This is a genomic window from Okeania sp. SIO2F4 (genome assembly GCF_010672385.1).
GTDB lineage: Bacteria > Cyanobacteriota > Cyanobacteriia > Cyanobacteriales > Microcoleaceae > Trichodesmium.
On the sequence record NZ_JAAHGT010000121.1, the window covers coordinates 1 to 15,830 of the forward strand.

7 protein-coding genes and 1 pseudogene are annotated in these 15,830 nt (G+C 33.3%); 4 read left to right on the forward strand and 4 right to left on the reverse strand.

Annotated features, from left to right (window positions below):
• Nucleotides 1-12: 12 nt before the first annotated feature.
• The 3 genes and pseudogenes from F6K22_RS10370 to F6K22_RS10380 all read right to left on the reverse strand — a co-directional run.
• Nucleotides 13-601 (reverse strand): annotated as a pseudogene (locus tag F6K22_RS10370) (transposase); the annotation flags it as partial.
• Between the two features lie 656 nt (nt 602-1,257).
• On the reverse strand, nt 1,258-3,024 hold the full coding sequence (locus F6K22_RS10375; RefSeq protein WP_293096763.1) for a sensor histidine kinase: 1,767 nt from the start codon (nt 3,022-3,024) through the stop codon (nt 1,258-1,260).
• 1,137 nt (nt 3,025-4,161) lie between these two features.
• On the reverse strand, nt 4,162-5,499 hold the full coding sequence (locus F6K22_RS10380; protein WP_293096766.1) for a response regulator: 1,338 nt from the start codon (nt 5,497-5,499) through the stop codon (nt 4,162-4,164).
• 744 nt (nt 5,500-6,243) lie between these two features.
• Between F6K22_RS10380 and F6K22_RS10385 the strand changes: the two genes are divergently transcribed.
• From F6K22_RS10385 to F6K22_RS10400, 4 genes are all read left to right on the forward strand, one after another.
• On the forward strand, nt 6,244-7,542 hold the full coding sequence (locus F6K22_RS10385; RefSeq protein WP_293096769.1) for a glycosyltransferase: 1,299 nt from the start codon (nt 6,244-6,246) through the stop codon (nt 7,540-7,542).
• A gap of 872 nt (nt 7,543-8,414) precedes the next feature.
• A complete protein-coding gene (locus F6K22_RS10390; protein WP_293096771.1) occupies nt 8,415-9,548 on the forward strand; it encodes a CobW family GTP-binding protein in 1,134 nt (377 codons plus the stop codon).
• A gap of 1,617 nt (nt 9,549-11,165) precedes the next feature.
• The gene (gene dtd / locus F6K22_RS10395) at nt 11,166-11,624 is read left to right on the forward strand and encodes a D-aminoacyl-tRNA deacylase (protein WP_293096773.1); all 459 of its coding nucleotides are present in this window, start codon (nt 11,166-11,168) and stop codon (nt 11,622-11,624) included.
• A 595-nt stretch (nt 11,625-12,219) separates the two neighbouring features.
• Nucleotides 12,220-12,543: a DUF1825 family protein gene (locus F6K22_RS10400; RefSeq protein ID WP_293096775.1), complete on the forward strand. Its 324-nt coding sequence runs from the start codon at nt 12,220-12,222 to the stop codon at nt 12,541-12,543.
• Nucleotides 12,544-13,501: 958 nt separating this feature from the next.
• Here F6K22_RS10400 and F6K22_RS10405 read toward each other — a convergent pair.
• On the reverse strand, nt 13,502-15,436 hold the full coding sequence (locus F6K22_RS10405) for a transglycosylase domain-containing protein (protein ID WP_293096778.1): 1,935 nt from the start codon (nt 15,434-15,436) through the stop codon (nt 13,502-13,504).
• Nucleotides 15,437-15,830: the final 394 nt, after the last annotated feature.

The following is a 15,830-nucleotide window of genomic DNA, read 5'->3' on the forward strand; positions in this document are numbered from 1 at the left end:
TGGAATTGGAGTTTAAGCAATCGTTAAAACATTTTGATAAGGACAAGCCTTAGCTATAGCGACAATAATTCTTCTACAACTAATAGTTATTCTGGCTCCCCATTTCAAAAGATTAAGACGAATTGTTCCCACAGTTGATTGAGCTAATGAAGTTTTTTTTAAACAGTGTTTACGAAAAGCATTTACGAGAATATAAGCTAAAGAATGTAGCCATAATCTGAGTTGATTGCTATCAAATATTTGAGTTTAAGTCCTCTCAGCAAATAAATCTAACTGTTGTTCCTTAATCCGATTTTCCATTTCACCTCTTGGACAGTATTTCTCTGTATAAAGTTTCGATATAGCAATTTTTAAAGCAGGTAAATACGTTACAATTTGACGCATTTTTAAGCCATCACTTCCATCACAAACTTTTGTAACAACTCTTATTTGACAATTCCAGGAACTTTCCGTTTGATAACAAATAGAACGATACAAAGTTGAAGAAGGAACTAATTTTTTTTACTTCTTCTAAAGCTTTATTTTTATGAAAATACCTATCCATTAATTCAGTTATCGGAGTAAGTTTTTCTTTATATTTATGTTTAGCTTTGCCAATTACAAATGAAAGGTTAATTCTATCCTTAAACAACTCGTGTCAAAGGTAATCATACTCTACTTAATACCAAATCCGGTTATCAAAAGTATCTTTTTCAAATCCCTCTCTAACTATCACCCCATCTCCCCAAAAAGATACTCTATAAACTGGATTTAGTATCATATACCTGAAATCCACTGTAAAACTAGACCAATTACTAAATAAAAATCAGTTCAATAATTAACAATTAATAATTACCTCTTCTTATAAAGAAGAGGATTTTGCTCAAAGGAATTTTTTCTTTTTTCTCCTTAAAATGAGAGACTTTATAACTTAATTTTTAGGTAAATATTCAAGTAGATCGCCTTTCCTACGGAATGCTATGCAAACAGCTTTTCTTTAGTAATATGAAATACAAAAAATTGTGCTAGTTACGAATTTTCCAATCTCCCTATCAATCTTTAGACCTCTCCAGAAAAGAGGAAGTAGGGAGTAGGAAGCAGGGGGAAAAAATTGATAATTTTTGCGTATGGGATTGATTGGATTTTTGATGATCGCCCCTATGTCTTTTGGTAGCAAACATTAACGTATTTAATATAATAATCCTGGACTAAGTAATTAATGAGGAAGATTATCTAATAATAGCTGAAGGCTAAATGCTGACAAAATTAGTTATCTACTTATGCTATTTGAAAAACTTTCTGTCTAATAGGAATCTGAATAATGAACTCTGCTCCCTCTCCAGGCTGAGAATTACATAATAGCTTTCCACCATGTTTTTCTACAACAATTTGATAACTAATAGATAGCCCTAACCCAGTTCCTTTACCTGAAGATTTAGTTGTAAAGAAAGAATCGAATAGTTTTTTCTTAACCTCTTCAGTCATACCAAAACCATTATCTGCAATAGAAATTACCACCCACTCCTTATTTAAAACTTTAGTACAAATTTTAATTTTATTCGGATTTTTCCTAACTTTTATTGGTGTGGGTTGATTGTTAGATTCATCCAGCGAGTCAATAGCATTACTCAAAATGTTCATTAATACTTGGTGCAGTTGACCAGCACAAAAATCTACTAATGGTAATTCTTGATATTCTTTAATAATTTTGATTTTTGGAGAAGAAGTTTTGGCTTGAATACGGTTATCTAAAAGCATCAACGTACTATCAATTGCTTCATGGATATCAACTGGTTTAATTTCTGGTTTTTCAAACCGAGAAAAATTACGCATTGATTTAACTATTTGATAAATCCTTTCTGTTCCTATCTTCATGGAGCCAATAATTCCATCAAGGTCTTTCTTGACAAAATCCAGGTCAATTTCTGCTATTTTATTTTGAATTTCTGCTGTAGGATGAGGATATTGCTGGTGATATATTTCTAGCAATTCTAGTATGTCTTGAATATACTCTTGAGCTGGAGTAATATTTCCATGAATAAAGTGAATAGGGTTGTTAATTTCATGGGCGACACCAGCTACCATTTGTCCTAAACTAGACATTTTTTCTGTGTGTAGTAATTGAGCATGAGTCGTTTGAAGTTTTTCTAGAGTTTTTTGCTGTTCGGCGAGAGCTTTTTCTAAACGTTCAGATTGAATTAATGTGGATTTCTCTGATACATCTAATAAATGATTTAATGCAGCATTTTCTGATTGAAGCTGTTCAATAATTTTATCTTTATTTATTTCTTTCTTATGACTTATTTTTTCCGATTGCCAAACTGAAAAAATTTGACTTTGTTCAAAGGGCAAAAGAGTCATTTTTACAGCTAACGCTAATGGTTTTAATAAATCAATTGTTTCTCTTGGTACTTTAACTCGCAAAAACATTAAAACTACAAACATATTTCCTGAAGGTAATAAACCTCCAAATCCGATTACAGATTTAATATTAAAAGGAATTACAAATGATTCTTGTGCTGGAATATAAGGGCTACCCAAAGCATCAGGTACATAGAATACGTTGTACATTTTTTGTTCTAAGTCAGCCAATAAATTTGGGTCTGCTTCTAACACTTGACCAGGATCTAATCCTAATTGTTGGATTAGCCTTGATATCATCGGAATTTTAGCGATCGCTTCTTTATTTGCTAAAGGAATTGCTTTATGTCCAGAGGATTTTTTTCGTAAGTTCCATTCTGGTTTTTCCCCGGCAGTAGCCAGTAAAGTTAAGCATTTTAGATTAGGATTTACTGGTTGATTATTTAAGATTTTACAAGCATATTCTTGCAGTTCAGAAGTGAGTTTTTCATATGGAATAGTATGAAACATACGGATTAACGCACAGGATTTTTCCTGGGTATTTTTACTAACTATATTCTCGTAAAAATACTTAATAACTCTGTTACTTACCTCTTCTGTACTATTAGTATTTTTGCCGATATGACGTAAAATTAGCCCACATTCTGACATATCTCTGAGACTAAATTGAGTTAGATCATACATTTTATTTTCTGATTTTTAGGAATTCATTATTTAAGTTTAACATAAGAATATAGCAGTCCTAAATTATCGGTAATAATTTGATAGTTTCCTGTTCCCTGTTCCCTATTCATAGCAAGCTTGAAAACAGAATGTTACAAATAATAAAATTGATGGAAATACTTTAAGCATGATGTTTGTTTGACTACAAAGAAAGTCTCACCCTACTAAAAAAATATTGAGAGATTATTGTTCCTAAATCCTGACTTATGCCAATTTGATAAATGTTTATTACCGAATAATTAAGGTTTAAAGCCTCTCCTTTAAAGGAGAAACAAGCGGTCGTTTGCAAAGCATTCCGTAGGATGGGATGGCGAGGTCTCCCGAAGAAAGCAGAGCCGCTCCGAAGTGCGCCATATCTAATCTCCCCTTGAGAAGAAAAAATTTTCATGATTAGTCAATCCTCTCCTTTTCAAGGAGAGGTAATAATTAATAATTAATTATTAATTATTAATTGTTGAAGAATGGTACGGAAGTAGCATGTAACGTATGTACTGAAGAGGGAAGAATGAAGAATAAGTAAATGGTGAAAAAAAAGAGGAAAATGATAAAAAAATTTTCCAAATGAATTGGAAAAGCTATTTTTAAACATCTCCGATCGAGATTTACCTTTTCGTAGGATTCTTTTTTAAAAATGGTATTATAACTATTTGTAGCAAACATTTATCAAACTGGTTTAATATAAATCAAAAAAAATAATTAGACAACAAATAAAGCTCTAAATTTCAGATATCATCAAGATATTTTGTGGTAGTAAAAGCTAGCAATATATATAGCTAGAGCTATTATTTATCGCCTTTTTTATAGATGTGTTTAATAGTAAAATAAAAATTTACAATCATAGGATGAAGAACCAGATAGTCAAATATAACAATTAATTATAAGTAGGAATAAATCCTCAAATTCATTTTGATAAATACCTAGACAAAATCATTTACCTATTCTAATTATCTGCGATATTTAGAAGGCAAAGAATTCAGTTTGTATAAATGTGTAATTAATTTTGTATACCTGCTTAATAAGGAATTAAAAGTCTATTTATCTGAATTACAACTAGATACTAAAAATAATTATGAAATTATTGGTGATGGTTTTTATACTTTAAATTGGCAACTTAATAACAAACTCTGTTCCTTGTTTAGGAAGAGAATTGCATTCTAATCTTCCCCTATGCTTTTCTACTACAATTAAGTGATTAATAGACAAGCCCAGACTATTTCTTTTATTACTAGATTTGAGACCTTCAAAAGCTTCAGAAAGTTTATCTTTTAGATGTGCTAGCATTCCCAGTCCATTATCAGCTATGATAATTTCTACTTCATTGGATTGAATAACTGAAGTAGTAATACTAATTCGATTAGGATTTTGCAAAATTTCGTGATAAGTTCGATTTTTTTTATAATTATATTCTTCCAAAGAGTCAATAGCATTTACTAACAAATTGATCAACACTTGATTTAAAGCATGAGGATAACAATTAATCTTAGGTAAATATCCATAATTTTTGACAATTTCAATCTCTGGACGCTGATTATTAGCTTTCAATCTATGCTGTAAAATTTTCAGATTACTCTCTATCGCATCATTAATATCAAAAGGTACTTTAGACATACTATCTGCCCTAGCAAAACTTCGCAATGATACACTGGTTTCTCTAATTCGATCGCTAGCTAATTTGATAGAAGATAACATTTTAGGTAGTTCTTCCATCAGAAAATCTATATCCATTTTTTCCGCATCTTTTTCAATTGTTAAGCCAGGGTGAGGAAATTGCTTTTGATATAGTTTTATGTGATTAATAATTGTTTGGAGATATGTTTCAGCTAAAGTAATATTTCCAACAACTATACTAACTGGATTATTAAGTTCATGGGCAATACCAGTAACTAATTCACCAATACTAGACATTTGCTCACTTTTAATCAGTTGAATTTGAGTCTCTTTTAAGTCTGCTATAGATTGAGAAAGTTCGGCAGTTCTTTCCTTTACCCTTTCTTCTAATTCAACCTTGGCTTTTTGCAATTCAATTTCTGCTTTAGTCCGTTCTTGAATCTCCTCTTTTAAGCGTATATGTATATTAATTCTCGCTAAAAGTTCTTCTTCCTTAAAAGGTTTAACAATATAGTCTACTGCTCCCAATTTTAGACCTCTGACTTTCTCCTGAGATTCAGAAATAGAAGTCATAAAAATAACTGGAATATTTTTAGTTTTTTCTGAAGATTGCAAACAATGACAAGTTTCAAAACCATTCATTTTCGGCATTAGTACATCTAATAAAATCAAATCTGGTAATTCGTTTTTTAGCTTTTCAAGCGCCATTTCTCCATTCTCTGCTACTATGACATTAAAGCCAGATATTTTTAATAAATTTGACATGATTTGAAGATTCAGTTGTTGATCGTCCACAATCATAATTGTGTATTCTTTTTTCTGATTCATGGAAACTCCTCTACAGTTCTTGATTAACTAAAATTGATAACTTTTTCATAAGTATTCAGCAATCAGCTATTAGCTGTCAGCTATTAACTTATTCTTTTTAAAGGAAGTTATATTTGAAAGATTGAGGGAAAATTAAAAGTTACTATCAAAGCATTCTTTACTAATATTTATCATTAATTACTTAGTGCAAGATTATTACCAAGAAAAAGGTGAAGGCGATCTACCTGAATGCTTACACTTTTTCTAAAAATCCTAAATGACCTATCACAAATATATCTAGATTTATCTGGAGCATAACCAACCTAAATTAACAGCAGGTTGGAGATAACTTATGACAAAGTTAACCAATTAAAGTACACTATCTAAATCTAGTACCCGCACCCAGAAAAAAATGACAAATAAAATAGAACTTTTATAGCATGATTATTAATTATATTAACATTTTTCTGAAAGCAATAGCGATAAAAATTGTCTACAGTGTAATTACGATTTTATTGCCCCTTGTATTGAGAAAAAAAACCAGAGAATAAAAATATCAAAAATCTCAACTATTACTAAGCTTGTCATAAATAAAGTTAACTTTGAAAAGAAAGTAGGAGAGCCAAGAATCTAGTAAAATTTATATCATGTCCTCTAGTATCGGAGTCTATAAACGGTTGGAAAATATCTACCAAGACGTCAGTTTTTCCTTCTTTCAAATCTTCTTGCCTCTTCCTTCTTCAGACCTGACAATATATAATACGGATGCTACCGGAAATAATATTACTTGCTTTAGCTCTGTTTGCACCATTATTTTTCCTACCTAATTACCAAAACACCCAAAGATTTAGGAGTAATAACCCATTGCACATAATTATTGAAGGTTGGCGTTTTTTACCCCACTCCTACGCGATCGTCAATCAATTCCAACTACTAGAAATGCTCAAGCGACCCCAACTAAAAATTTATCATCAGGATATGCCTTACATTAGCAAAAGTTGGCAACCCGTCACAGGTTTATTTCCCCAAAATGCAGAAACAGTATTACGCAACATTCCCAACCCATCACCACAACAAGCAGCAGATGCCACATTACGGATGTATGCTCCGTTTAATCTAAATTCCTCAACAAGCAACCGCACAGCTATTTTTGGTTGTACTGAGTGGGGAATCGTCACCAAATCTATTATCAAAGGAATGGGTGTAAACTCATTTGCAGAAGCTCATGCTCAATCTGATACTATTATTATTACTCCGTCTCACTGGTCAAAAGAGGGGTTTATTCGCAGTGGCGCTGAGGAAAGTCGGGTTGCGGTTGTACCTCTGGGTGTTAACCCAAATATTTATCATCCTTTGCCAATAGATGAGAGAAATACTCTGCGCCAAAAATTGGGCATTGATAATTGTTTTGTCTTTCTCAACGTTGGGGTGATGTGCAACAGCAGTCAAGGAGTGGGGCGTTTACTCAAAGCATTTGCTACTATTGTTGAGCATTATCCAGATACCAAACTTATCCTTAAAGGTAGGGACGCTATTTTCCCTTCTAAAGATTCTATTGCCAAAGCTGGCAAAGTTGCACTTACCGATGCAGAAATGGAAAGAATACAACCTAAAATCATCTATGTTGGTAAAACTCTTTCATTTCTGGAACTAGCCCAACTTTATCAAGTTGCCGATGCTTATGTATCTCCCTATTTAGCGGAAGGATTTAATTTGCCAGTATTAGAAGCAGCCGCTTGTGGTTTACCAGTAATATGTACAAGAGGTGGCCCCACGGATGATTTTACTAACCCCAACTTTGCCTTAGCAATTGATAGTCAACTCCAGACTAATTATACCAAAGATGGAGAAGCAATCCGGTTTGTTCTGCCAGAACAAGACCATCTAGTTGAGTTAATGCAAATAATAATTGAAAAAACTTTATTTAGGGAACAGGCCCGCAAAGCTGGCCCTCAATGGATAGTCCAAAATTTTACTTGGAAGCAGGTAGTAGATCGATTATTGGATTTACTTGTACCATCTTTGAAGCTTAGTAGGCCAATCTTTGAGCCAATAATTCTTTAGACTTCTTCCAGAAGTCAGGGAATAGGGAATAGGGAATAGGAAATAGGGGGTAAAAATTGTTGATTTTATCTCTTTAATTAATTTAATTAAAAATTTTGCAAGAGGTCTTGTGAAGGAAGTCGGGGAGTCGGGGAGTTGGGAGTATGGGAGTCGGGAGTAATCGCGCTTAATTCCTGGAATTGTATAAAACATTGCTCTTACTTACTTATGACGGGGTGAATATTTTTGTTTGTCCTATCCTCCAACCTATCTTCCCCACTCCCTAAAACCATAAATATATCTGAGTAGTAAAGATACAAACAATTTTGCTTACCTACTGATTAATTTAGTTTTTTCTTCCTTTGGAACCATTTAAGCTCCTACTATAATAATTGTACTGGCCTAGCTAGAAATTCATTAATGGATAATGGATAATTGATAATTACCTCTGGTTAAAACCGTAACGGAATTGAATACAAGGAAATATCCTAACCACTTTTCTCTTGGTCGATTGGATATGGCGCACTTCGGAGCGGCTCTGTCAAGAGTGGGAGACCTCGCCATCCCATCCTACGGACTGCTCCGCTTTCCGACCGCTTTTTCCCCTTGAAAGGGGAGGCTAATAAAGCTAAATTATTTAATTAATAATTATTCGGTAAATATTCATGTTTATCTATTTCTATTAGGGCAGTTTCAATTTTAATTGAAAGGTAATATGACTAAAAAATAAGGTCTCAAGCTTCCCTTTGGATAGGAGATGAAAAAAATCAACCTCAGTATTTCAAGCTTCCTAATTCAACGGGAGGTACTGATAACTGATAACTTAAATGACTAATTTTTTTGTCATTAATACCAATCAATAATCAAGATTAACCTAATTTTAGAGGCAGACTATGCAATCAACAACTACTCAGTTAGATACATCAAATCTGGATATGCCAAAACATGGTTTACCAGTAACAATAATTACAGGTTTTCTAGGCAGTGGCAAGACTACTTTACTTAACCATATATTGCAAAATCAAGAGGGTGTGAAAACTGCTGTTTTGGTAAACGAATTTGGAGAAATTGGGATTGATAATGAGTTAATTGTTTCTACTGATGCAGATGACACAATGGTGGAACTTACTAATGGTTGTGTTTGCTGTACTATTAATGATGATTTGGTAAATGCAGTTTATAAGATTTTAGAAAGACCAGAAAAAATTGATTATATGGTGGTAGAAACTACTGGTTTAGCTGACCCATTGCCAGTAGCTTTAACTTTTTTGGGAACTGAGTTACGAGATATGACTCGCCTAGATTCAATTATTACTTTGGTAGATGGTGCTAACTATAGTCTCGATTTATTTAATAGTCAAGCAGCATATAGTCAAATTGTCTATGCTGATATTATTTTGTTGAATAAAACTGACTTGGTTAATCAAGCAGATTTAGATTTGTTGGAAGTGAAAATTAGGGATATTAAAAAGGATGCTAGAATTATTAAAACTAGGCAATCGCAAGTAGCTTTACCGTTAATTTTGAGTGTAGGTTTGTTTGAGTCGGATAAGTATTTTGAAGAAATAGAAGCTCATAGCCATGACCATGACCATGAACATCATGACCATGACCATGACCATGACCATGACCATGACCATCATCACCATGACCATGACCATCATCACCATGACCATGACCACCATGACCATGACCACCATAACCATGAGCATCATCACCATCATTCTGACCACTTAGAAAATGATGGATTTACTTCTATTTCCTTTCAAAGCGATAAGCCTTTTTCTCTTAAGAAATTCCAAGATTTTTTGGATAATAAATTACCTGCAAATGTGTTCCGAGCTAAGGGAATTTTATGGTTTCAAGAAAGCTCTTTACGACATATATTCCATTTAAGTGGTAAGCGGTTTAGTATTGTTGATGATGATCAGTGGAAAGATAATCAGAAAAATCAGTTGGTTTTGATTGGTCAAAATTTAGAGCATGAGAAGTTGCGCTCCCAATTAGAAGATTGTGTTATCTCCTAAAAACTAATAAATAAGGAAAACTTAAGCAGGAATAAGGTAATAAATTTATCAATCAGCACTCAGCAATTAGCAAATATTTGAAAGCTGAGTGCTGAACACTGAAGATTATCAATAGTGAAGCCAGCACTTATACCAATTATTATGAATTTTGCTATACTTGGAGTTTATATTTCTAAATATTATTTGTTTGACTGAGATCCTATTTATAGTTCTTTTTAAGCTGATTTTTTCTGACTTTTAAGTATAGCAATACTTTTGATACTTGACAGTTTTAATAAATGTTTAGTACAAGTATAAAACTTATGATATTAGCTTTTTATTTGTCGAAAATTTTGGCTTTGATTTAGAGATAAAACTTATTATCTTTCCGGTTTTTTTCCTTTCCTTATTCTTTATTTTTGGTTGTTATTTCTTCCTTGCATAGACTATTTGTATAGCAATTCCCATGCTGGTAAGGTACAAAATTACAACGGGAGTAGGTATTAAGTATTAGTAATTCGGGTTCGGTGGGAATACCAAAGAAGAAAAACAACTGTACCTTAGTAACTTGAGAAACCCTATAATACCATTTATCAAAAGTCATGTTATACTTATAAATTGCTAAAATAACCATCAAAATAACAAATATTATTAAAGACTTATATCACCTAAATAAATAGTATTTAGAAATAAAATTTCCAAGTACAGCAAAATTTTTGAGAATTGGTATAACATTCTTTTTGAATACATGGTATTCTATCATTTTCGGTTCAATCCTTATTATTAAGATTGCAAGGGAGTAGAGATTAAGTAGTAGGGAGTAAAGGATAAATTAAAATATATCCAATCTTTTTCTCCTAAGTGGAAAAGACTTGATATTTTATTGATAAATATAGCAATTCCCAAAGTTATGAGGTACAGTTGTTTTTCTTCTTTTCTGTTCCCTGTTCCCAGTTAAGTGTTCCCTCAAACCTAAAATTTTGTACCTTACCAGTATGGGAATTGCTATAGTAAATAGGAAATAATAGGGAAAAGTACAGAGAGTAGGGAGTTTCCATGGAACCTCTTTAGCAAAGTATTTTATCTATAACTAATATTATTTCCGGATAAGGATAATTAGCATTCAAAAAAATTTTCTCTTCCCTATTCTCCTTGAGTTGATTTCTTCTTCCTATTCCCTGCTCCTTATCATCATTTATATCAAATCCGGTAGTATCGTTACAATTCAATATCATAGGGGTTTGGTGACCAAACACCTACCAAACTTGGAGTTTTTGCCAATACTGATACTAGAATCTCCCAACTGCAAACTAAACGGATTTGATATTACTTATAACTATTCAAACAGACACAATATAAATTATAGGAATTAGGAATCATATGTGATAATTTGACTGTTCCCTAAAACTTGATTAAGATAGCAGTTATCTTAGTACATAAGATGTAGTTTTTATTTCTTCCTCTTTCCCAGTTAAGTATTCTCTAAAAATCTACAATATCTCACAAATAAAATAAGATTTATATATCATATTCTGATATTGAATATCAAAATATTTTCCTTTAAATAACTTATCAAAACTATTTGAAAGTTACAACAAAAAACGTTTTTAAAATTTTCAATTTTTACTTAAATAAATTATGCGAGTTGTTATCCAAAGAGTTAATTTTTCTCAGGTAAAAGTAAATGGAGAAATTGTCGGTAAAATTGGCAAAGGATTAAATTTGCTTGTCGGTATTGCCACAACTGATACAGAAGCAGAAATAGATTGGATGGTACGTAAATGTCTAGATATGCGTTTATTTCCTGACCAAGATAGTAATAATAACCGTTGGGAAAAATCTGTGAAAGATATAGATGGTGAATTGTTAATAGTTAGTCAATTTACTCTCTATGGAGACTGTCGTAAAGGTCGTCGCCCATCTTTTGATAATTCTGCATCTCCTGATGTTGCTAAACAACTTTATCAGCTATTTGTAGAGCAATTAAAATTGAGTGGTTTAAAGGTAGAAACTGGTATTTTTGGAGCAATGATGCAAGTTGAAATTGAGAATGATGGTCCAGTAACTTTGTTGTTAGAAAGAGAAGCTATTCAATAATTAATAATTAATAATTAATAATTAACAATTATTATAGCAATTCCCAAAAAGCGTGAGGTACAAAATTTTAGGTTTGAGGGAACACTTAACTGAGAACACTTAACTGGGAATAAAAAGACAATAAAAAAATAAAGATAACTGTACCTCACGAGCTGGGAAAACGCTATAATTCTTAATAAAGAACAGGATGTGCTAAAAGAATTTTTTTTCTTTTTTATCCATGAATGGAGAGGCTTTATAGCTTAATTTTTCGGTAATAAATTCTTCTGATAAGTTAAGAATATAGTCACTATGTCAAATAAGGAAAAGAAAAAAAGGAAGTAACGTGATATATAACCTGATAATTACTATATAAGCATTTCCTGGGAAATACTTACATTACTATAAATAAAATTTCTGGTTTGACGAACTAAAATATAGGTATTTCCACACTATTCTTACTCAATATCTAAGACGCAATTAATGTTATACTTAAGTAATTAATGGTACTGCACAATTAACAGATATCAGATTGATATCATAATTGTCGTTTTATAGGCTTCCAACCTGTAAAAGTTTAGTTAATATAATATTAGAGTTTTAAAAAAGGAAAGCTATGGGATTCTTTGATTCAGAAGTAGTTCAACAAGAAGCAAAAAAATTATTTGAGGATTATCAATCTTTGATTATGCTAGGAAGTAATTATGGCAAATTTGACCGAGAAGGTAAAAAGATGTATATCGATCAAATGGAAGCTATGATGGATAGATACCGTATTTTTATGAAGCGATTTGAATTATCGGAAGATTTCATGGCTCAAATGACCATGGAACAACTCAAAACTCAGTTAAATCAATTCGGTATTACTCCTCAACAAATGTTCGATCAAATGCATATAACTTTAGAAAGAATGAAATCAGAACTCGAAAAGCAGTCCTGATTTAATCAAGATGAATAACCGCTTATTAATCGCAATTTAATATGCTCGGCAAACCATACAAAGAAGTTAGGAAGAAAGCTGCTTACTTTCTTGATTGAATCTTGAGAAAGAAGCAGTTTTCTTCCAGGCATACTGTTTATTTAGTTATTTAGGGTTTACTGAAAATTTAGTAAGTGTGAAGACACCGAACAGGGAAAAATTTTTGCTACTTCAACCACATTACTGAGGCATCATGTAAAAATAACTTCTACAAATTTTATCTGAAATAGATTGTGAAATCTAGTTTCCATCAAAAAAACTGTAATGGTTATTCTTACACGACTCCTAAGTGCATTAGTCGGCGATCGAATGAAACCCTCTTATTGAACTTTTTGAACCTTGAATATTTTTCAAAAGCCCGACTATCAAAGTTTCAAATTTATTCAGCATACTCCATCTCCCAAACTTTCCCTACCTAACGCCAAAAAATTGTTAATTTAGCAATATTTTTTGAAACAGGCATAAAATAGCTCTACTAAACAAATTCCATACAATGGGACTTACACAAAATAGAAGTAAAAAATAGGCTAAAATATAGACAGGCAAAGGTTTTTACGTCAAAAAGGCATAAATCCTTAATTACCGAAACAATTAAACAATTAAACAATTAAATAATTAGATAATTCACCCTTTAAAGTCTCCCCAATAAAGGGGAAAAAGCGGTCGTTTGCGGAGCAGTCCGTAGGATGGGATAGCGAGGTCTCCTCGCTTGCCTCCAATCTCCCTTTGAGAAATAAATTTTTTCCCTACCGCGTCTTACCTCTCCCTTTTAGGGAGAGGTAATTATCCATTATCCATTATCCATTATCCATTAATGAACAAGGGTTCTAGGCATTTTTATGGCCTTGACGTAATTCCCTTATCTTTACTGACTTTCAGCCATTTTTTGACCTAAAAATGTTCAAGTACCAATAAAAAACTAGGGCCTCTCAAACTTATATGCTGGAGGAAAATACTCTTTACGCATACCCCTCATAGCTTGGTTCATAAAATCACGCCAGATAGGTGCAACAGTAGTTCCCCCAGTAGCTCCATAGTTTAGTGGTCGGTAATCATCATTACCTACCCAAACAGCAGTTGACAACTGAGGAGTATAACCAACAAACCAAACATCCCTTTCCGAAGAAGTCGTACCAGTTTTTCCAGCAGCTTGACGACTCATTTTAGCCCTAGTAGCAGTACCTCGTTCAATTACCCCCACTAATACACTATTAAGTGATGCCACAGCCCACTGATTCAGAACCAATTTAGGTTTAGGAGTATTGTCCAACAACACATTTCCACTGGTATCTGTCACCTGGACAATAAACGTCGTATCAGAATGCCAACCATTATTAGCAAAAGTGGCATAAGCACCCGCCATCTCCAGAGGTGTCAAATCAACAGAACCCAGTGGTAAAGAAATCACAGGTTCCATCGGACTTTTAATTCCCAAAATCCGACAAATCTCAATTACCTTATTAAGTCCGACAGACTGACCAATTTTAACAGCAGGTATATTCAGAGAAGACTGTAAAGCCTTACGAATACTAACTGCCCCGGAATATCCACCACCATAATTTCGAGGAGTGTAGTAACCATCACCATCTCGATAACTAACACGAGTATCCATCACTATCGAATATGGCGAAAATCTACCCGAAGCAAAAGCAGCATAGTAAACAAAAGGCTTAAACGAAGAACCAGGTTGCCTGCGAGCTTGAACAGCACGATTATATTGACTGGTCTTAAAATCTGCCCCACCAACCATTGCCTTGACAAAGTGGGTGCGTGGGTCAACAGCCACCAATGCTAATTGACCTTTGTCCCAACTCCGATAAAGCCCACGGTAATATAATATTCGATGCCATTCACTTACAGTCCTCTCTGCCATCCGTTGGAAGTTCATATCAATGGTAGTTTGTATCCGCATTCCTCCCTTCAGGACAGCATCTTTACCAAACCTCTCAGTTAACTCCTGAATAACTGCATTAGTAATATAAGGAAGTTTACTTTCACGAAAAGAGGTAACTTTACCTACTAACAATGGTTGCTTGAGAGCTTCTGCTTCCTCCTCAGCAGTAATCCAATTTAGTTCTCGCATCCTCGCTAGAACAGTTGCCTGACGTTGCTTAGACTTTTGATAATTAATAAAAGGGCTATATTGTTCTGGTGCAGGAATCATACCTGCCATCAAGGCAGCTTCGGCCAAAGTTAAATCCTGAGAAGACTTATTAAAATAGCTTTTAGATGCAGTTTCAACTCCATATAGATTATGACCCCAGTAAATTTGGTTAAGGTATAATTCTAAAATCTCATTTTTTTCCAGAATTTGTTCCATCCGAATTGCCAAAACTGCTTCAGCTACTTTCCGACTAAGTTTGGCTGTTGGAGATAAAAACAAATTTTTCACCAACTGCATAGTCACAGTAGAACCACCTTCAACAGTTCTACCCCGCTCCAAGTTGGCCACAAAAGCACGCATAATTCCAATGGGATAAAGGCCTTGGTGATTGTAGAAGTTACTATCCTCGATCGCTAGAACTGCTCGTTTTAAGTCTGGAGAAATTTGGTTTAGAGGTATGACTTCTCGGTTAGCTTCGTCATGGAGACTTGCCAGGGGTCTACCTTTAATATCATATATATGAGTTGTTTCTGAAGGTGTATAATTTTTTAGCACCCGTACATCTGGCAGATTACGGAAGCTGATGGCTAAACCTACTAATCCGCCAGCAACTAATGAGCTAGTCAGCATAGTAATGCCTAATACTGTACCTGCTGTAACTTTACTGACAGATTGAACAAACTCGAATACTGGTGAAGGTTCAGAGTTAGATTTTTTAATTTGTTTGTTTGGGAGAGCGTTGGTGGACACTTTGATTTAAATTCCTTAACTAGATTTGGTGATTTTTGAGCTTAGTAATTAGACTGCTGACACAAGTAAGTCAAAAGTCAACAGGGCAGTAATAATAAGTTTATGATTTCTATACTGTAATTTATGTGACTTTTTGTTGGGGAAGAGGTCTATTATTAGGGTTTTAATCTGTAATTTAAGAAGTTGGGTTATTGTATTTCCCAAGAGCATTACCAATAGTTATCATTTGTTGGTGAATTGCTTGTAGTAAGTAGTAAGTACCTGTGCCAAATTAATTTAACATTTTTTAGGAAGTAGGGAAAAAGGAAGAAAAAAAGTTGATGACTATAACTAATATTTTGTTTCTTTGAATACCCACAATGAAAAATCTAGAGAATAGGGAGTAGGGAACAAG